The sequence below is a fragment of the Yimella sp. RIT 621 genome, from assembly GCF_004146205.1.
GTDB classification, from domain to species: Bacteria; Actinomycetota; Actinomycetes; order Actinomycetales; family Dermatophilaceae; genus Yimella; species Yimella lutea.
The window spans coordinates 136,833-154,634 of the sequence record NZ_SEIP01000003.1 but is presented as its reverse complement, the minus strand read 5'-3'; the positions used below and the strand labels follow the sequence as shown (position 1 = coordinate 154,634).

General features: G+C 66.0%; 18 protein-coding genes and 2 pseudogenes. 5 read left to right on the top strand and 15 right to left on the bottom strand.

Annotated features, from left to right (window positions below; genetic code table 11):
• Nucleotides 1–16: 16 nt before the first annotated feature.
• From EU513_RS04225 to EU513_RS04210, 4 genes are all read right to left on the bottom strand, one after another.
• Complete coding sequence (locus EU513_RS04225) at nt 17–325, bottom strand: DUF1330 domain-containing protein (protein ID WP_129624638.1); 309 nt, start codon at nt 323–325, stop codon at nt 17–19.
• Nucleotides 322–2,109, bottom strand: coding sequence for a malto-oligosyltrehalose trehalohydrolase (gene treZ / locus EU513_RS04220; RefSeq protein WP_129624637.1), 1,788 nt, complete (start codon nt 2,107–2,109; stop codon nt 322–324). The genes EU513_RS04225 and treZ overlap by 4 nt, the downstream gene beginning before the upstream one ends.
• Complete coding sequence (treY, locus tag EU513_RS04215) at nt 2,106–4,508, bottom strand: malto-oligosyltrehalose synthase (protein WP_129624636.1); 2,403 nt, start codon at nt 4,506–4,508, stop codon at nt 2,106–2,108. Before treY ends, treZ begins: the two co-directional genes overlap by 4 nt.
• Before the next feature lie 164 nt (nt 4,509–4,672).
• Nucleotides 4,673–4,951 (bottom strand): antitoxin, encoded by a 279-nt coding sequence (locus tag EU513_RS04210; protein WP_370447338.1) that lies wholly within the window; start codon nt 4,949–4,951, stop codon nt 4,673–4,675.
• 267 nt (nt 4,952–5,218) lie between these two features.
• On the opposite strand from EU513_RS04210, the gene EU513_RS04205 reads away from it, so the two are divergent.
• Nucleotides 5,219–5,446 carry a helix-turn-helix domain-containing protein gene (locus EU513_RS04205; protein WP_240795914.1) on the top strand — a complete coding sequence of 76 codons (228 nt, stop codon included), beginning with the start codon at nt 5,219–5,221 and terminating at the stop codon, nt 5,444–5,446.
• Between the two features lie 122 nt (nt 5,447–5,568).
• Here EU513_RS04205 and EU513_RS04200 read toward each other — a convergent pair whose 3' ends face one another.
• The 11 genes from EU513_RS04200 to EU513_RS04160 all read right to left on the bottom strand — a co-directional run bounded on the left by EU513_RS04200 (nt 5,569) and on the right by EU513_RS04160 (nt 15,549).
• Entirely contained in the window at nt 5,569–8,088 is a 2,520-nt protein-coding gene (locus EU513_RS04200) for an AAA family ATPase (RefSeq protein WP_129624635.1), read from the bottom strand.
• Entirely contained in the window at nt 8,085–8,252 is a 168-nt protein-coding gene (locus EU513_RS15730; RefSeq protein WP_168990137.1) for a hypothetical protein, read from the bottom strand. Before EU513_RS15730 ends, EU513_RS04200 begins: the two co-directional genes overlap by 4 nt.
• A gap of 167 nt (nt 8,253–8,419) precedes the next feature.
• Nucleotides 8,420–8,656 (bottom strand): hypothetical protein, encoded by a 237-nt coding sequence (locus tag EU513_RS16625; RefSeq protein WP_370447337.1) that lies wholly within the window; start codon nt 8,654–8,656, stop codon nt 8,420–8,422.
• 153 nt (nt 8,657–8,809) lie between these two features.
• Nucleotides 8,810–10,564 carry a ThiF family adenylyltransferase gene (locus EU513_RS04190; RefSeq protein WP_129624634.1) on the bottom strand — a complete coding sequence of 585 codons (1,755 nt, stop codon included), beginning with the start codon at nt 10,562–10,564 and terminating at the stop codon, nt 8,810–8,812.
• The gene (locus EU513_RS04185) at nt 10,561–11,556 is read right to left on the bottom strand and encodes a cyclic GMP-AMP synthase DncV-like nucleotidyltransferase (RefSeq protein ID WP_129624633.1); all 996 of its coding nucleotides are present in this window, start codon (nt 11,554–11,556) and stop codon (nt 10,561–10,563) included. The genes EU513_RS04190 and EU513_RS04185 overlap by 4 nt, the downstream gene beginning before the upstream one ends.
• Complete coding sequence (locus EU513_RS04180) at nt 11,553–12,650, bottom strand: CBASS cGAMP-activated phospholipase (protein ID WP_240795913.1); 1,098 nt, start codon at nt 12,648–12,650, stop codon at nt 11,553–11,555. The genes EU513_RS04185 and EU513_RS04180 overlap by 4 nt, the downstream gene beginning before the upstream one ends.
• A gap of 100 nt (nt 12,651–12,750) precedes the next feature.
• A complete protein-coding gene (locus EU513_RS04175; RefSeq protein WP_129624632.1) occupies nt 12,751–13,020 on the bottom strand; it encodes a hypothetical protein in 270 nt (89 codons plus the stop codon).
• A 61-nt stretch (nt 13,021–13,081) separates the two neighbouring features.
• Nucleotides 13,082–13,237 (bottom strand): hypothetical protein, encoded by a 156-nt coding sequence (locus EU513_RS15725; RefSeq protein ID WP_168990136.1) that lies wholly within the window; start codon nt 13,235–13,237, stop codon nt 13,082–13,084.
• A gap of 86 nt (nt 13,238–13,323) precedes the next feature.
• Entirely contained in the window at nt 13,324–14,340 is a 1,017-nt protein-coding gene (locus EU513_RS04170) for an ImmA/IrrE family metallo-endopeptidase (protein ID WP_129624631.1), read from the bottom strand.
• An 11-nt stretch (nt 14,341–14,351) separates the two neighbouring features.
• Nucleotides 14,352–15,017, bottom strand: coding sequence for a helix-turn-helix domain-containing protein (locus EU513_RS04165; protein ID WP_129624630.1), 666 nt, complete (start codon nt 15,015–15,017; stop codon nt 14,352–14,354).
• Complete coding sequence (locus tag EU513_RS04160; protein ID WP_205744666.1) at nt 15,010–15,549, bottom strand: sigma-70 family RNA polymerase sigma factor; 540 nt, start codon at nt 15,547–15,549, stop codon at nt 15,010–15,012. Before EU513_RS04160 ends, EU513_RS04165 begins: the two co-directional genes overlap by 8 nt.
• A 346-nt stretch (nt 15,550–15,895) precedes the next feature.
• Between EU513_RS04160 and EU513_RS04155 the strand changes: the two are divergent.
• The 4 genes and pseudogenes from EU513_RS04155 to EU513_RS16310 form a co-directional block, all read left to right on the top strand.
• Nucleotides 15,896–16,129 (top strand): annotated as a pseudogene (locus tag EU513_RS04155) (type VI secretion protein); the annotation flags it as partial.
• 89 nt (nt 16,130–16,218) lie between these two features.
• Nucleotides 16,219–16,664: pseudogene (locus EU513_RS16315) on the top strand (single-stranded DNA-binding protein).
• An 18-nt stretch (nt 16,665–16,682) separates the two neighbouring features.
• Nucleotides 16,683–17,312: a hypothetical protein gene (locus tag EU513_RS04145; RefSeq protein WP_129624629.1), complete on the top strand. Its 630-nt coding sequence runs from the start codon at nt 16,683–16,685 to the stop codon at nt 17,310–17,312.
• On the top strand, nt 17,309–17,746 hold the full coding sequence (locus EU513_RS16310; protein ID WP_240795912.1) for a hypothetical protein: 438 nt from the start codon (nt 17,309–17,311) through the stop codon (nt 17,744–17,746). The genes EU513_RS04145 and EU513_RS16310 overlap by 4 nt, the downstream gene beginning before the upstream one ends.
• The last annotated feature ends 56 nt before the right edge of the window (nt 17,747–17,802 follow it).

Here is a 17,802-nt window from a genome sequence, read left to right as displayed (position 1 = left end):
CAGCGGTTTCGGGAAATCACTCGCCGGGCTGTGGCCCGTCGTAGCCCTCGATGACGAGCAGTTCGCCGTCGGAGGACGCCTGGCGGTACTTCTTCGCCTCGGCGTACTCCGGTGAGTGGTACGCCGCCAGGGCAGCCTCATAGCTGGGGTATTCGACGACCACGTTGCGGTCGCGTGCCTTGCCCTCGACCGCCTCGAAGGTGCCGCCGCGCACGAGCAGACGTCCGCCGTACTTCGCGTACACCGCACCGTTGCGGTCGGTGTACTGGGTGTAACCATCCGGGTCGTGCACCGAGATGTGTGCGATCCAGTAACCCTTGCTCATCGAACTGTCCCTTCGTTGTCGGTACGGGGCCCGAGCAGGACGACGCCGTCCGGCTCGACGACGACGTCTCCACCAGCGTCCATGGAGGTCTCGAACGCAGCCACGATGTGCTGGTCGTTGTCGATGCGCGCCGGTTCGCCACCGAGGTTCGCGACGACCCGGTGCTCACCTCGGTGCACGATCAGCAGATCGCCCGAGCGCTCGATGCGCGACGATTCCGGTGACGGGTTGTGCAGGTCGGCGACCTCCCGGCGCAGCGAGATCAGCGCACGGTACCACTCCAGCAGCGCGCGATGGGTCGGCTCGTCGAGCTCCCGCCACTGCAACACCGACGCGTCCCGCGTGGACCTCGCCTGCGGGTCGGGCACCTCGTCGCTCCAGCCGTGATCGGCGAACTCCTTGCGGCGTCCTTCTGAGACTGCTGTAGCCAGGTCGGACTCCTCGTGATCGGTGAAGTACGCCCACTTGGTCGAAGCGCCCCACTCCTCACCCATGAACAGCATCGGTGTGTACGGCGAGGTGAGCATCAATGCGGCACCGATCGCCAGACGGCCGGGGGAGACCAGGTGAGAGAGGCGGTCGCCGGTGGCCCGGTTGCCCACCTGGTCGTGGGTCTGCAGCGACACCACGAAACGGTCGCCGGGAGTGCTCGACCCGTCGACCGGACGGCCGTGGTGGCGCTGCCGGAAACTGCTCCAGGTGCCGTCGTGGAAGAACGGCGTGCGGGCGATCTTGGTGATCGCTTCTGGGTCGGCGAAGTCGGCGTAGTAGCCCTGCGTCTCGCCGGTGAGCAGCACGTGCCAGGTGTGGTGGACGTCGTCGGCCCACTGGGCGTGCAAGCCCTGTCCGCCCTCGCCACCCGGCGCTCGGTCGGTGACCGTCGCCGGGTCGTTTCGGTCGGACTCGGCGATCAGGAGCAGCGGCCGACCGAGCACGTCGGAGAGCGAATCCGTCTGTGCCGCAAGCTCTTCCAGGAAATGCACGGCGCGATCGTCGATCAGGGCGTGCACCGCGTCCAGGCGCAGCGCGTCGAGGTGGAAATCGCGGAACCACATTGTGGCGTTGTCGATGAGGTAGCGGCGGACCTCGTCGCTCTGTGGCCCGTCGAGGTTGACCGCCCAGCCCCACGGCGTGTGGTGACGGTCGGTGAAGTACGGGCCGAAGACCGGAAGGTAGTTGCCGCTCGGGCCGAGGTGGTTGTAGACGACGTCGAGGCACACCCCGAGGCCCTTGCTGTGGGCGGCGTCGACGAACCGCTGCAGCGCTGCGGGACCGCCGTAGGCCTGGTGGACGGCGTACGGGCTGACGCCGTCGTAACCCCAGCCACGCTCGCCCGGGAACGCGGCGACCGGCATCAACTCGATCAGGTTGACCCCGAGATCGACCAGGTGGTCGAGACGCTCGATGGCGGCGTCCAGCGTGCCCTCGTCGGTGAAGGTGCCGACGTGCAGTTCGTAGATGACCGCGTCGCTGCGTTCGATGCCCTCCCACCCCTCGTCGGTCCACCGGTGCCGGGCGAGGTCGACCACCTCGGAACGGGCGTGGGGTCCGTCGGGTTGCGACAGCGACCGCGGGTCGGGACGCTCGTCGGCGCCGTCGACCCGGTAGGCGTATCGCGATCCCGGACCGCCGGGGGCGTCGACCTGCCACCATCCGTCGTCCGCCGGGTGCATCGGCACGGACGTGTCGTCGACGCACAGCTCGACCTCGGTCTGCGCCAACGGTGCCCAGACACGGAAGGTGTGATTTCCCGGACTCACAGCGGTGTTCTCCTTGGTCGTCATGAGGCGGCGAGCTCCAGCAGCGCCACCGGCATCGTGGTGAAGAGGTCGGCACAACGCACGTGGCGGCCGCCGTCGTACAGGCGCCCGGACAGCAGGTTGGTCCAGGTGCCCTCCGGCAGTTCGACGGTGGCGTCGGCCCAACCGCCCTCGAGAGCGAGCCGACTCGGGGTGCGGGTGGCCAGAACGGCGACGGCGGCGGGCTGCTCGCGGCGCAGCACGCCGGACACCAGGCCGGGTGCGTAGTTACGCACGAACCCGAGCAGGTGCGGGCTGTCGGACTCGATCGGGGTGTACCCGCCGGAGTCACCGAAGACCTCGGGGTGCCGCTGGCGGGTCAGCAGCGCGCTCTGCACGACGAACTGTTTCTCGGAATCGAGGTCAGGAGTCTCGTGGGTGCCGAGGGTCTGCGCACGCTCGGAGTAGTCGACCGGACGCCGGTTGTCCGGGTCGACGAGCGACAGGTTGACGTACTCCGTGCCCTGATAGGTGTCGGGCACGCCGGGCAGCATCAGCTGAATCAGCTTGGTGCCCAACGTGATCGCCCGGATGGACTCCGCCAGGTCGGCTTCGATCCGGGTGCTGAGCGCGGAATGTCCGGCGTCGTCACGCAGGCGCTCGGCGAACGCGATCACCCGTGCCTCGTACTCGGCGTCTCCGTCGACCCAGGCGGTGTGTTCCTTACCCTCGCGCAAGGCCTTCTCCAGGTAACCGGTCAGCCGCTCGTCGTCGATCTCGCCGACGCCGAAGAGGGTCTGCCACACCAGGTGAGCCGTCGGTCCGTCGATGTGACCCTGCGCGAGTGCGGCTGCGGACGCGGACAGTTCCTGCCACGCGGACGGCTCGCCGGCGACCGCGAGAATCCGGGCTCGGACGTCCTCACTGCGCTTGGTGTCGTGGGTCGACAGGCTGGTCATGGTGCGCGGCCAGTTCCGCTGCTGGTAGACGGCCCACTGGTGCAGCAGGTCGGGGCTGGCGCCGGCGACCAGCGTGGGGTCGGAGCCGACCTCGTTGAGTGCAACGAGGCGGTGGTAGCGGTAGAAGGTGGTGTCCTCGATGCCCTTGGCCATCACCGGGCCCCAGGTCTGCTGCAGGCGAATGGCGAAATCCGTTGCGGATTCGTCGTCGTCGGCGAGCAACGTCACTGGGATGAGGGACTCGATCTCGTGCTGGAGTTGCGGACGCGCCTCGACCGCGGCCGTGAAGGCCTCCCGCAGTCGCGCCCGGGCGGCCGGCGTCAGACGCTGATCGGGCTGCACGTATGCGCGGTACACCTCACCGGCGACGAGCAGTTCCACGACCGCCTCGCGCAACCGCTCCGGGTCGAGATCGGGCAGCGCCTCGCGGGCGCGACGGGTCAGTCGGTCGACCTCCGGCGCGAGCGCATGCGTGACGATCCAGCGCTTGGAGTCCTGGACGATCGCGTGGAAGTCGGGATTGCCGCCCGCCGCGATCCAGGTTTCGTCCAGCACGTCGGCGCTCGCGGAATCCGTGAACGCGGCCTGCACGACCCGTAGTGCGTCGTACCCGGTGGTGCCGGCGCACTTCCAGTCCGTCGGCAGGCGCTCGTCACCCTCCAGGATCTTCTCGGTCCAGATCGGGGTGTCCTTCTTGCATGCGGACGTCAGGCGTTCCAGGTAGCCGGACGGGTCGGCGAGGCCGTCCGGGTGGTCGATCCGGAACCCGTCGATGAGGCCTTCGTGGTGCAGGCGCAGCAGCAGCTCATGGGTGGCGTCGAAGACCTCGGGCAGTTCGACCCGCACCGCGATGAGTCCGTCGACCTCGAAGAACCGGCGGTAGTTGAGCACCTCGTCCTTCTCGCGCCAGGACGCCAGGCGGTAGTGCTGCCGGTCCAGCACCTGGGCGACGTCGCCCTCCTCGGTGCCGAGGGCGACCGGCCAGACGTGCTCGTAGTAGCGCAGCACCGGTTCGCCGCTGTCGAAGGTGTCGAGGGTGAGTTCGCCGGCCTCGAGCACTTCAGCGAGTGACTGGCCGAGCACGGGCAGGCCGATGCGCCCGCCGCCCACCTTCCAGTCGATGTCGAACCATTGCTCGGTGGACGCGTCCCGCCCGTCCCGCAGCACCGCCCACAACGGACGGTTCAGGTACTCCGGGGCGACGAACGCCATGTGGTTGGGGACCACGTCGACGACGATGCCGAGGCCGAGCTCGTGTGTCTTCTCGGCGAGTTCGCGGAAACCGTCCTCGCCGCCGAGCTCGGGGTTGATCCGCGTGTGGTCGACGACGTCGTACCCGTGCATGGAGCCGGGGACGGCGGTCAGGATCGGGGAGAGGTAGAGGTGTGAGATGCCGAGTTCGGCGAGGTAGGGCACCTGCTGCGCCGCGTCCGCGAAGGTGAATCCGGAGTGCAACTGCAGGCGGTAGGTGCTGGTGAAGGGCATGCCTCCCATCTTGCCCACCCATGGCGTCCGGACGGGCGTTGCGGGGTGGCGATGCACATCACGCGGAGGGCCGAACAAGGAGACGGGCAAGCAGGTGAGCAAGGAGAACGGGGCGCGTCACCCGTGGTGACGCGCCCCGACATCCGCTGGATCGTGGTGCAGCGCTACTGTTGCTCGCCGTCCTGGCCGGCGCCCTGGTCGCCACCACCGAACTGGTCACGTGCGAAGTCCTGGCCCTTGTCGACGTGCTCGGCGTGCTGGCCGCCGGTCTTGTCGTCGACGAAGTCGCCGCCCTTTTCGATGCCCTGGTCGACCTTGTCGCTGTGCTGGCCGCCGAGGTCCTTGGCCTTGTCGCCGAGGCCACCCAAGTTGTCGCCGAGACCCATCACAATCAACTCCTTGTTGTCGGTTGGTTCGTGCCAGGTGACCCTCGTCGGGAGCACCTGACAACCAGGGAACCACTCCGGTCAGCGTGAGTGGGGCTTGACGGTCGACAGAAATCTGTGGACCTCCGTAGACAGTTCGAGAACCCCTGCCCGGCCTTGAAAACCGTGGCTTCTCGCAGTCGCGGGGCCTCTACCGGCGGGACCGGCGAGACCGGCGGCCGCTGGAGCCGTCTGTAGCGGACGAGCGGGGCCGGATGGTGCGTGCAGTTGGGATGACTCAAACCTTTCTGAGCCCGACACAGGTGGACGAGCTGGTGGCCTCGTATGAGCCGGGCGCGACACTCGTGCAGTTGGGCGAGCAGTTCAGCATTCATCGCCGCCCCGCGGCGGCACACCTTGCCCGCCGCTCAATCCCGATCCGCCGGCGCGGGTCTCGATGAGCGCCACCTCGCCGAAGCGGTCGAGTTGTACTCCGGCGGCTTGACGCTCATGGAGGTGGCGTTGCAGTTCGGGGTCAGCCAGCAGACGGCCGGGCGCGCGCTCGTCGCCTAGGAATCGCTCTCCGGCCGAGCGGGCGCAGGTCTCAGGGCACTGCTTAGCGGGCTTCTTAGCGGAAGGGCAATGACTAGGGCTCGCTCGCCCCGTCCTCCTATCCAGCGTGTCGCTAGCCGGAATCACGAGACCAGGCCGTTTGGCCAGTGCTCGCGATGTGTCTTCACGATCTTGCGCAGGTTGCCTCGGACAACCTTTAGTACTGCCGTCGACGGCACGTCGTCGTCATGGTTCCCGGGGTTCAGGACCGTTGCGAAGGTGTTCCACTGCCCCTTCTCCCCGTTATCGAGCGCGAAACCGCGGACGAGCGGGACGAGCTGCCCCAACATTGACGCCTCGGCATCGACGTCCGCAACCGAACAGGGTGTACCCGCCTCAGTACGCCCGGTGGCGATGATCTGCTTCGCAAGCCGCTCTGCTGCCGAACGAAAGCTCCCGCACGCGGCCCTGCGGCCGCGGGCAGTTGGCGCGTTGAGGTTGTCCTCAGCATCCAACATCAGTCGACTGAACATGTCGGATGTCTGTGTCGGCACAGTACCGACCCGGGGATCGACAAGGTTGAGTTCATACGCAATCAGTCCACGATGGTCGTGATTACTCATAGTCCAGTCAGCCAGTCTGCTGTCGTAAGTGGTCAAGATGACCTGCACGTCGGCATCAAGGAGCTTGGTGATGGTGTTCTGAACAAACGTCAGCCGGTGGTCAGGGTCGCTTCCAGGGATGGGGTCGTCGAGGACCACCACCGAAGAGTCAAGGAGTTCGGTGCGTGCCAAGAAGATCGACAAGCCGAGCGCGTTCAACTGTGAGTCGCTGTAAACGCCGAGGGCGTCGCGTACGACCGGCGATGTCCCCGCCTCGGCGTGAAGCGCGGCTATCAAGTTGACGAAGCGAGTGCCGCCAGCACGTGTTTGCACACCCATGAAGTCGACCAGCTCGTCAGGGCGGATCGTCAGCCACCAAGACTTGATGGTGTCGCTCATCTCAGCGAAGCGCGCGTCGAGCAGTTCAACCGAAGCATCCTGCAGGGCCTTCTCTGCCGCCTTCAGCCGGGTCAATGCGCGTTGTCGTTCCGATGAGCGGATCACATCGCCGGCTAGTCCTGCTACTCCGTCGAGCAGGGTCAGCAACTGCCGATGATCAGCGATCTCGGCACGTTCCTCGATGACCGGCGCGATGGCAGTCTCAAGCTCGGACACGGACTCCGCGTGCAACTCGCGCTTCCTGCGCACGGCCTCGAGGGCTGTACGCAGGGTGTCGAAGGCTGGTTCAGGGGCGGGCGGGCACTCTCGTCGCTCGACCGCGAGTCGCAGAGTGGCGAGCGCTTCGCGGACTTCGTGGCCCGCAGCGACGAGCGCCTTCGTCGAGTCGGTCAGAGCTACCGCAGCGGCATGAGCGTCTCGGACGAGGGTGGGTGGAAGGTTCCAGTCCTGAAGTTTCGCGGCCAGCCCGGTGAGCTCTGTCTCCGACAGGCTGCCAGCGGTCGGCAGTCCTGCACGCACAAACTCTACGAGGGCAGTGACCGCCTCACCTGCTCGGCCAATGGATGCGAGTGTCGTGGCGGCGGTCTGATCAAGATTCGAAGCGCGGGTCAGCTCGGCTCTCAGCGCGTCGACGCGCGCAGGTGTCAGCGCCTCCGGCGTTGCGCAGACCGGGCAGTCTACCGGGGCGGTGAGCTTCGCGAACTCGTCCACTCGCAGGACTGCCGCGAAGACGGGTAGCAGGCGTGCTGCCTCACCCTCGATGGAGGCAAGCGCCTCCCGGTAGGTGGTCGTGTCCGGCACCTCGACTTCGACCGAGGGAATCGGCGCTGCGACGAATCGAGCAGTCGGAAAAAGCGCCTCCGCCTTGGCGTTGGCGCGGGTCTCAAGTCCGGTCTTGGCGTCGGCGAGAGTCGAGTAGTGCTCTCCTGTAGCGGCGCCGGCGACCTCGCATAGCTCTCTGGACAACGCCTCCGTGACCGCCACTTCATCGGAGCGGGCGGTTCTGGCGATGGCTTGGAGACGATTCCGTGCGTCAGAGAGTTCCGTAGGTAGCGCCGCCACCCTTTGGAGCGATGGCCCATCTGGTTCTTGTTCCAGTTGCTTGCGTGCTTCGGCGACTCGTGTACGCAGCAGGTCGAGGTCGCTGAGGGACAGAAGTGACTTGAAGTAGCCGACTCGTTGCTTCGGTTCTGTCGAAAGGGCGTGGCGAAGGATGTGCTGCAACAGGACGGGAGCGCGTACCGGCGGGTCGGCCAGCATGAATCCGACATTCGACAGGTCGCAGACCTCGTTCCCGTCGACGAAGAGCCGACTCTCGCACTCCGATCCTCGCCCGAAGTCGCCGGTCAAGTTCCGCCGAACACGGTGGAGCGAACCGTCAGCGGTACGCACTACAGCTTCTACGAAGACCTCATCGTCGCCGTCAGGAAGATGGGCATTTCGAAGGCTGTCATTGTATTCAGCCTTCGCACCGCCAAGAAGCTCGCGCCGACTACTGCGACCCGACAGGAGGAACTCCACAGCCTCGGCCAGGCTGGTCTTACCTTGGCTGTTGCCGGCGTGAGCCACTGTCAAAGGCGCGTCCAGCTCGAAGTGGGCAGGCACCGTGCCGAAGGCTCTGAAACCGCGTACGTCAATCGAGACGATGCTGGTTCTTCTCATAGAGTTCGCCAGCCCTCGACAATCGTGCCGATAACCTCATCCAACTCATCGACCGACGCGGCCGCCGCGACCGCATCGAGGAGCGCATGAGCGTCTGCCTTCGCGGGCGTGGCATGCCCAAGCAACGCGGCCAGCGGCTCCAAGTTGGGCAACAGTTCGGACACCTACAACACTGTAGTGAACCAACCACCTCTCACCTGCGAAGCAACGGCTCGGCGGCGGCGTGGTTCACCGACTCGCCCGCATCGCCGCTCGCCGCGTCGCGCGCCAGCCTCGGTGATGCGCGCGCGTACCAGCAGGAGGAGGCTTACTGGTCCCATAATGATGAGCTTCAACGCGTTCCACACCGACCAGAGCACGTCCAGATGCAGCCAGCCTGGGGCACCCTGGTCGAGGCGTTGGTGCAGACGCTCGTAATCAGCAGGTAGGGAACGGCGAGGAGCATCGCGGGGATGCCCCACTTCAGGTTGGGTCGCCGTCGGATTGTGCCGAGCAGCCGGCTGGTGGGCACGTAGCGGCGCAGGTCGTAGCGGGTGTGGACGCTGAGCGTCCAGATCAGGTGGATCATGGCGGGCCTCTCGTCACACGTGTCTCTCCGTCGAGGAGGCAGTACATGTGTGAGCGCCCAAACTGGGCCGTCCCGAAGGACCCGCGATCGAGGAGAACCTGCCTCGGCACCCACTTTACGCCCGAGCTCGAACAGACGTAAGCCCGTGCTGTCTCATCCGCGAGTGTCCGACGCCGCGGGAAGGAAGTGATGCCGTGGTCCGGCTGGTGCGTGTGGCAGGGCGATGAGGTGGGTCCCTGAAACAGGTGCCTCTGCCTGTTGGAGGCGCAGACCGATCATGTTGACGAGTGTCGCGGCGACGGCAGCGATGTCCGCGGCCGAGCCGTGGAACGTGGGTACGGAGCATCCCCTCGTGGGAGTCAGTTCGTCGCCTTCGGCTGCTTCCTCCCAGAGACGGTGGTACAGCTCCAGCGCACCATCGGCCAGCACCGAGCGTCCTGCTTGGTCGTCGAGCTCAGATGGCGTACAGGGGGCACCTGGCGCGCAGATGTTGGCGATACCGAGCGTTCCCGTCCTGGCGTCGGTGGCGACCTGGGCGATGAGGGCCTTGCGGTCTTCGCCGGCGAGGGTGTCTAGGTAGGTGGTGATGCTGTGGCTGACGGTGGCGTCGATGATGAGGTCCGCGGCAAGAGAGACGGCTGGATCGGGGACGCTTCCTTCTGCGACGATGACGGTCAGGTCGTCGCGGATCGCGCGGAGGCGCGTGGCGAGGGCGTCGGCTTTCGTCTGGCCGATGTCGGCTTCGGTGTAGTTCTGTCGCACGAGCAGTCCCCCGGTGATGGTGCCGGGGTCGCAGACAGTGAGGGCGCTGGCTCCGGCGCGTGCGATGAACTCGGCGAGCCATGAGCCGAGTCCGCCGCAGCCCCAGACGTGAACGGTCTTTCCTTGGAAGCCGTTGACGGGACGGTTGTCGTCGCGCCGGGTCGTGACCTCTTGCCGTTCGTCGGACATGTTGCACCATTCGATGGGGATGTCGGTGTTGATGATCCCGGGATCGAGGTTGACCGCGGTTCCGTGCTTCTTGGCGAGGCGCCGGAGCGCGTCGGCGGCCGTTGCGGGGAGGCGTCCGCCGAGAAGATGATGCGGTCCCTCTGCGGGGTGCGGCACGGCGAGCACGAAGTACTGCTCGGTGCCGTCAGGGTTTCGTAGAGCGCTGGCGAGGAGCGACGTGAGGAACGCCGGCGACTGCGGTGAGACCTGTGGTGACCGTCCTTCGGCGCGGTCAAGGTGCGGGTCGTCCAGGAGCGTCAGAAACAGCGCGAAGGTGGATGCCGCGCCAAAGGGGAGGTCGCTCGCAACGGCAAAGACGGGCGTGCGGTGTCCGTCGTGGTCTGCCGAGTAGGTGAGGTCGTAGCGGTGCGGTGAGCGGGTGATCAGCCGGGCGATCTGATGCTGCTTCGGCGGGCCGGGTTCGCGGACGACGATGGTGGGCGTGCCGTCGGCGTGGTGGAGCACTCCTCCGACAGCGTGGTACATCGCGGTCGAGGGATCGAACGCTCCGGCGGAGGCATCGGTGAGCCACTCCCACAGTCGGCTGAGGAACCCGGCCATTCCGGCGGATGGGCGCCACTCGCGGGAGGGATCGAGGTAGATACAGAGCCGCTGCCCCTGGAGGACGTGCGGGAACCCGAGGAAGCGTGTGTGGTCAACCTCGGCGCTCGGCGGCGAGAACAGCGACGGGCGAATCTTGACGATGAACTCCTCGTCGTCTCCAAGTTCCAGGCCGCCCCAGCCGTGAGCGATCTCGGCGGTGTAGAGCCGGAGTCGGAGGATGGCGTCGCCGTCAGAGTCGAGCCGAGGCTGTTGAACTATCCGGACGTCGTGGGGGTGCTCCCTGGCGAGCGACCTCAGCTCGTCAACGAGATGCTTCTGCCAGGCCGAGAGCGTGGCCCGGTTGCGGCGGCTCATCCGGCGCGGCCAGACCGCCCCACGGTGGAAGCGGCCGCGGGAGCTGCTGCAGGGAACTTCGCGCTGCTGGATGAGGTGGCCGGGGCCTTGAAGCCGTCACCGAAGATGTCCTGCCACAGCTGGATGCTGCGTTCCTTGTTCTCCTCCTCGTATGCCTCCTCGATTTCGGCGGCATGGACATGGATGCGGTCTCGGAAGTAGCTGTAGGTCGACTGCTCCCACCGATGGTCGAAGGTGATCCCAGACCCGGACGGGTCTGGAATGGAGGGCTTGATCGGGCGCGCCTGGAGCCAGGCGTCGAGGTCCTTCACGAGGTGCAGGAGAGTAGTGGGGACGTCGCTGTAGTAGCCGGGGTCGAGCAGCGTACGCAGCTCGGTGACCTGCTCGCCGAGCAGTGTCGTCAGGAGGATGGACCGTGTGCCGGTGAAGGAGTTTTTGTGGTCGCGCAGGTACTTCATGAGTCGGATGACCTTGCGGAGGTTGCCCTTCGCGAGCGCGTCCTTGCTCTTCATCCAGTCCGTGAAGCCCTGGGGATCGGTCAATTCCCAGGCGTTGTCGTCGCGGTTGACGATGACTTCGCGGCCATCGGCGAGGTTGAGGTGCGGCACGATGTCAAGGTGCATGGAGTTCGCGTAGACGACTCGAACGCAACGGCACTTGCGTGAGTGCGGCATGTTGCCGTAGGTGCTGTGCCGGTGCAGAGCGGCGTAGACCTCCTCGATGTACTTCTCGGGATCGTCGGCCCAATCCGGGTTCTCGCTCATGTCGAGCATGAAGTCCGCGTCGAACTCGTTGCTGCCCACCGGGTTGATGATGGTCTTATGCGCCCACGAGCCTTGGGGCGTCTTGCCGAGGATCAGGTGTCCGATCTGCTCGTCGGCCTTCAACGCCTTGTAGACCGCCTCGACGCGAGAGTCGAGCGAGTCGAGCTTCACCTGGCCGAGGTTGACGGTGTCCTTGAGCAGGACGTTGAAGTAGTCAGTGAGCTTCATCGGGAGACCTCCGTGGTCGACGTGCTGGTCGGGCCGCCGCGGCGTTGGTCTCCGATCAACGGTGTGTAGTCGGCCGCGCGATGATCTGCGAACCGCGCGGTGTAAATAGGGCTGAGCTCGCGGCTCACGGACGCGGCAAGGCCTGCGACGTCGTTCGGGTCTGCCGAGTCGAGTGCGTACAGTCCGCCCGGCACGAGAGCGTCGAACCTAGTGAAAGCGGACTTGCCGATCAGATGCTCAGCGATGCCCTGTCCGCCACGGCTGCCGGCTGTGAGGATCAGTGGCGCGATCGGCTTCGCCCAGTTGAATAGCCCGCCACGGTCCAGGCGCTTGGGGTGGTTCGTGAGCTGATCAATGGTGCCGACGTTGAGCACCCTGATCGAGGCGAGCGGTACGTCGAGCATGCTCACGGCCTCGGCGATCGCGACGACAGAGGGGTTGTTCGCCCACATGCCGCCGTCGATGAGGCGGTGTCCATCGACACGCGCGGCAGGAAAGTAGAGCGGCGCCGCTGAGGTCGCCATCGCGATGTCCACCATCGGGATGCGCCAGTCACGGGCGAGCCGTGTGTGGTGCGGCGTCTTGAAGATGTGCACGGAGCCTCGTTGCACGTCCCACGCCGGGATGACCAGCCGTTTGGCGCTGTCGCCGAGCAGCCTGTCGCCGAGCACCTTCGTCAAGGCGGTGCGCAGCGCATCGTCGTCGTAGATGGGTGCAGTGAGTTGACGAGGCCGCCGCCACAGTCGCCGACGCGGGGCCGGGAAGACCGCCTCGACCAGTTCTTCGTAGTGTCCGACGATCTCGCTTGGGGTGAGACCGGCCCCCAATCCGAGCGCGACAATCCCACCCGCCGACGTCCCGGCAATCAAGTCGAATGAGTCCTTGATGCTGACGTCGAGGTCCTGTTCCAGCCGCGCCAGTACGTGGGCGGTGAACAGTGCCTTGGCTCCGCCGCCATCGAGGGCGAGAATCTGGAAGCGATCGACGGATGGGGGCCTTGGCTCGATCGTCGTGGATGGATGGTCCTGCCGTCCGGGCTCGTCGGCCCGCCCGGCCGGCATCTCGCCTCCGGGATCGGTCGAACGCCGCCGCACCGACACAACCTAGGCGCGAGACGGAGCCGTACCGGTGGTACTCATGCCCTTGCTCGCCGAGCAGTCGGCTCCGCAAGAGCGGCTTGTTGGCTTCCCCCGCCTAGACATGCTTACGGAGCCAATCCCAAGCCTTTTGTGGGAGCCAGCCCGAGTAACTGTCGCCCGAGATGTCAACGACGAGCACACTGTCGGAGTTGTCCAGCGCGGGCTTGAGACGGTCGAAGGCTTGGCTCGGGCTGAGGGACGAGACGACGATCCAGGTTGAGTCGAGATAGTGCCACCACGTGCCAAGCGCCTTGATCTTCTCGTAGAGATCATCGTACTTCTGTCCAGGTTTGTTGAGGTCATAACTGATGAGCAGTGCGCTCATGTTCTTCTCCTGACGTGTAATGGGTTAGGCCGGCGACACCGAGGCATCGCCGGCCCAGCGGCTACTTCTCGTTACGGACGCCCTTGTGCTGGTTGGGGTTGCCGTTGAGAATCCGGCCAGTGCCGGTGTCACGCTTGAACCATGTGGTGCCGCGCTTGAACTCGCTGCGGCTCTTCACGGCACCGACGCGGTGTCCTCGTCCGGTGTTCTTAGCCATCTCCTTCACCTCCGTCCCGACAGCCCAGGTCCGCCTCCGCGGGGGCTCTCACTGAGTAGTCGAGATAAGGCTGTGTGGAGTTAGCGTCAGGAACGGCAGTCCACGCAGAGGCCGTCGACGACGAGGTGCGGCTGGAACTGAAGGAAGCACTCGGTGCAGGTCAGTGCGCGCTTGGCATCTCGCTGACAGCGGCATACTCCGCAACGAGGACAGAACGGCTGGCCACAGTCCGAGCAGGGATAGCCACGGCGCTCGAAACTGGTCCCGCAGCATGACCCTGTGAGCAGGGGGCGGGTGTCAAAGTCGCGCTGGATGGGCGCATGAAACTGCTCGACCTCCCAGATGTCTCGGTCGCAGAACACGGCCATGACGCGCTTGTCGTCCCCGATTGCGTCGACGTAGAAGTCTGCTTGCGTGCCCCAGGGTGTGCGCCAGGACAGGCGCCGAGCCGCGGATGCTCCTGGTGCCAGGCGGAGTAGGGAGTGGCCTTCAGTGAGCTTCTGGTCACGCCAAGGGAAAACGGTGGGCCAGCCTTGCTCGGGTTCGGGCTTGACGCTGGCATGAGTGACGGTGCCGGTGTAGCGGTCGATGATCGCGATGGCCCCCAAGCCGGGCAGGTGCTTGGCGAGAGCGATCGCACACACCGGCCGGCTGGCCTGGGAGGCGTTATAGAGGTCGGTCATGTGCTGCGCTCTGATCGGCCCGTTGGCGATGACCGCTGTTGCCGCAGCCTCGGGCAAGAGCAATCGCTGGGCGATCCGGTCACAGACAGTTTCGAGAAGGCGGCCGGGCTCGTCCTGGTCGGCTATCCAGTCATAGATGTCCGGGGCCCTCTCGGCGAGCCAATGCCCAAGTTCGTGGGCGAGTGTGAAGTTCTCACGCCGACTCGCTGGCGTGGGTGCGTACAGGATCACACCGTCCTGGAGGAACGAGACGCCATCACACGCACCACCATCGTCACGGGCACTAGCTAGGTGTTCGACGGCTCTGACAGTCAGGTCAAGGTCGTCGCGGAGGACGCTGAACGGGTCCCCGGCGAAGCGGACTCGAACGTCATCCGTCAGCAGGGACAGTGCCTGGTCAACGCAACCTTCCAGTTTCATGCGGGTCTCACTCACCCTCGGTCGGCTTGCTCGACGGAGGCGACAAGGGCGTCGAGGGAGCGCAACAGTTGTTCTGTATCGGGGTGCTCCCCGCGGTGCACGGTCGCAAGCATCCGGCTTTCGAGCGTCGCAGCAGCCACGGCACGTGACACTCGTCGGGCCTGTGACCAGCGCGTGACGAGTTGTTCAAACAGCGGATGTGCGCGTACAGCGCCTACTTGATCGGGCAGAGAAGCCGTCGACGGAGCTGAGATTAGGTCGTCTACCGATGCTCCGAAGATGTCAGCGATTGCCTGGACCACGGCGGGAGATACGTCTGCCGCTGTACGAGTCTCCCACCTGAAAACGTCGCTCTTGTCGAACTGCCACCCTCGCTCATCCAAGCGTGCGGCAACGTCACTGACGCTCAGTCGCGCACGCTTTCTTACACGAGACAATGCGGCAGAGTCGAGACGACATTCTCTGTCAGGGAGTAGACCCAGCATTGCTGCCACGGGGTCATCTTCAAGTGCTGGCGCGCCTTGGGCGGCAAGCCAGAGTGCGTCCGCCGTCTCAACGATGCCATCAAGTTCTACGCGCTCTCGGTCGTTCAGCTCGACGTCACGCAAGATAAGTTCACGCTCTTGGGGCCGTTCGAGCAGCTCGGCGACAAGCCTGTCGCGTTCGTCGTCATTCATGGTTTCCTTCCTCCCTTCTGTGCATTTCCTCTCGAAGGAGCGCTAGCGATCGTGTCGCCATCTGGCTCACACGCGCCGGACTCACGTTCATTTCGGCTGCCACCTCAGATCGCCGCCGCCCCAACGCTGCGGTCTCCCACACCGCCTTTCGATGGCGTTCGTCCAGTATCGCGAGACAGTCCCATGCATGACCGGCTCGCTCTTGTTGGTCGATGGCTTCCGCGACGTCTTCTGCGAAGTCGGAATCATCGGCACGGTCATGGACGGCTTCGACGAACTCGGGCCCGGCGTGCCGTACCTCTGCTGATCTGATTCGATCCAGCGCCTTTCGCTTCGCCGCGGTCACGAGAAATGCTTCCCAGTTCCGCACATTCTCCGGCGGCGAAGCCATGATGGAGACGATCGCCTCTTGCACCGCGTCTGCCGCCTCAGAGGCGCGACCAGCTTCGCGCAGCACTGAGGCGGCAACCTTGTGCATAGCGTCTCGATGGCGGAGGTAGAGAGCACCGAGGTCTGGCGTCATGTTGGTCATCGCTGTCGCCTCGGCCCCTCGCTCCAGCGCCGGCACCAGCGAGGCTGTCTCATCATCGGCCTCGTCCTCCTCACCTCGTAGTCGAGATAGCACCTGACGCAGTTAGGCCATTCTGATGGAGACCTGTACCGCGCTCCTGACGATTGTCTCGCTTGCAGTCAGTTCCGTGACGCATCTCGACGTGTCGGATCTTGCGTGCGGCCCGGGTAGGGTCGCGTCACAGGCGCCGGTCGGGGGGGGAGCGGGCTCGACAGGTCGTCGCTCGGCGGCGGTCGGGCGCTGGCGAGCAGTGGCACGTGACCGTGCGAGCGCACTTCTTGCGCGGGCGAAGTCGATCTTCTGCGCCGTGTTCTCGGGCGATCACGGCACCCGGTCGAACAAGCGCTCCATCAGGCGGGTGCTGATCCTGCCGCCGGACCGCATCCGCACCTTGCCGTTCGGGACCGGCGTCACCCTCCTCCGTAGTGCGCCGCCGATTGTGACCGACCTGCGCGCCTGGCCGACCCGCCCCGACGCAACCCAGCTCGGCAGAGACCGCGGCGAGGTCGAGGCGCTGCTGCGTCGTCCCGCCGACACCTGAGCGGCAGTTTCGTGGTGCCAGCGGTGCACCTGCCTGACACGAGCGGCCCTAGACGACGCGGGCTGCCAGATGTCAGAAAGGCGCTTGTCATGGCTATTCACACGCAGGAGTCGTTGTCGGGGTTCATCGCCTCGGACCCGCAGCTCACCCAGACCTCGAAGGGGCACGCGAGGTTCTGCGCCTGGATCGGCAAGGAGCACTTCCGCCGGGAGGAGGACGGGTCGTTCACCCAGACCGAGACGACCTACCACCACATGGTGATGTTCGACCGCTCGGCCGAGCACGCCCACGCCCGGTTCGCCAAGGCGACAACTTCACAGCCGAGGGCTACACCCGCGAAGTCAACTACGAGCGGGACGGGCAGAACGTCGAGGGTGAGGAGTTCGTCGCCAAGAAGCTGGGCCACGACACCGCCCGCACCCGCTACGAGGTGGACCGCAGCCCGCGCCGTCCGGCGATCGAGCGGGAGGCGGCCGGGTCCGAGGCGCCGCAGCGGCCGGCGCCGGCGGCGCAGTCGGCGGCGCTGAGTCTGTGAGCGAAGGGGGCCGCGACGATGAGCGACCACGACGACCCCAACGTGGACGAGCCGGAGGTGGACAATGAGTCGGATGTCTTCGACGGCCCGCCGCGGGTGAGTGCAGCGGATGTGGCCGAGCCGCCGCATCCGGTGAACTGGAACCTGTTGACCGCGCACGAGCTGGAGACCGAATGGCTCGCGCTGAACCGGTGGGTGGACTGGCTGCGGCAAACCTACGGCCTCCCCGCGTCGGTGGTTCCGCCGTTCTGGCACCACCACCCCGAACTCATGTGGGAACTCAGCGCCTTGCATCTGCACTGGCTGTGCGCCTACGACCCCGAGCAGAACGGCAGCGCACCAGCGGGGTGGCATCGCGACTTCGCTGAGACCCGCAACCGGCTGCGCGAATGGGTTGCCGCCTGCGGCACTCGTCTGGACTGCGACCGCCCCACCCGGCAGACCACCTGGCCCGGAGAGGATGCAGCACCTCCGGTGGAGGACATCGTCAACGCCGACCGGGACGCCGAGTTCGTGGAATGGGTGCAGGCCGAGGTACGCCGCCGCCAGGAAGCCGAGGACGAGTTCTACGCCCAGCTCGACACCAGCGCCGACTTCGACGCCGATCTGGACATCGATCCGACGACCGGGGAGGTGCGGGACCGGTGAGCGCGTATGTGAAGAAAACCGGCCGGCGCCGCTACGCGGACCGCTCGTTCTCCGTGCGTGCGGTGCACCGGGACCGACCCGACCTGCACAAGCTCGCCGAAGTGCTGATCCAGCTGACCTTGCAGGAGACCGGCCGCACCCGCGCCGAACACCGCGCGACCGAACCACCCGACACCTACCGACCCACCACCGACGGCATCTTCGATACCGACGCGGCATCGGCGACTACCGGCCCGCGTCAGGCCAAGACTAGAATGAAGCCAGCAAGCCTCGCGTTACCGCGCGGGGTGTTGTGGTCCTCAACCTCGCCGATTGGCGGGGAACACGCAACGCGACCCATCGTGTCGCCACTACAGCCCTCCGGGCTGCTCTCACGATCAACACCACCGGTCCGAACCATCCGGTCCACGGGACGCGAGGGTCGATTCGCGTGAGAGAAGGACCACGATTACCACCGATGCCCACCAGGCCGGGTCTAGCCGCACCGATG

Coding starts and splice junctions, on each gene's coding strand:
- EU513_RS04225 (WP_129624638.1), bottom strand. CDS start 325: ATGAGCAAGGGTTACTGGATCGCACACATCTCGGTGCACGACCCGGAT.
- treZ (WP_129624637.1), bottom strand. CDS start 2,109: ATGACGACCAAGGAGAACACCGCTGTGAGTCCGGGAAATCACACCTTC.
- treY (WP_129624636.1), bottom strand. CDS start 4,508: ATGCCCTTCACCAGCACCTACCGCCTGCAGTTGCACTCCGGATTCACC.
- EU513_RS04205 (WP_240795914.1), top strand. CDS start 5,219: ATGAGCCGGGCGCGACACTCGTGCAGTTGGGCGAGCAGTTCAGCATTC.
- EU513_RS04200 (WP_129624635.1), bottom strand. CDS start 8,088: ATGAGAAGAACCAGCATCGTCTCGATTGACGTACGCGGTTTCAGAGCC.
- EU513_RS16625 (WP_370447337.1), bottom strand. CDS start 8,656: ATGATCCACCTGATCTGGACGCTCAGCGTCCACACCCGCTACGACCTG.
- EU513_RS04190 (WP_129624634.1), bottom strand. CDS start 10,564: ATGAGCCGCCGCAACCGGGCCACGCTCTCGGCCTGGCAGAAGCATCTC.
- EU513_RS04185 (WP_129624633.1), bottom strand. CDS start 11,556: ATGAAGCTCACTGACTACTTCAACGTCCTGCTCAAGGACACCGTCAAC.
- EU513_RS04175 (WP_129624632.1), bottom strand. CDS start 13,020: ATGAGCGCACTGCTCATCAGTTATGACCTCAACAAACCTGGACAGAAG.
- EU513_RS15725 (WP_168990136.1), bottom strand. CDS start 13,237: ATGGCTAAGAACACCGGACGAGGACACCGCGTCGGTGCCGTGAAGAGC.
- EU513_RS04170 (WP_129624631.1), bottom strand. CDS start 14,340: ATGAAACTGGAAGGTTGCGTTGACCAGGCACTGTCCCTGCTGACGGAT.
- EU513_RS04165 (WP_129624630.1), bottom strand. CDS start 15,017: ATGAATGACGACGAACGCGACAGGCTTGTCGCCGAGCTGCTCGAACGG.
- EU513_RS04160 (WP_205744666.1), bottom strand. CDS start 15,549: ATGACCAACATGACGCCAGACCTCGGTGCTCTCTACCTCCGCCATCGA.
- EU513_RS04145 (WP_129624629.1), top strand. CDS start 16,683: ATGAGCGACCACGACGACCCCAACGTGGACGAGCCGGAGGTGGACAAT.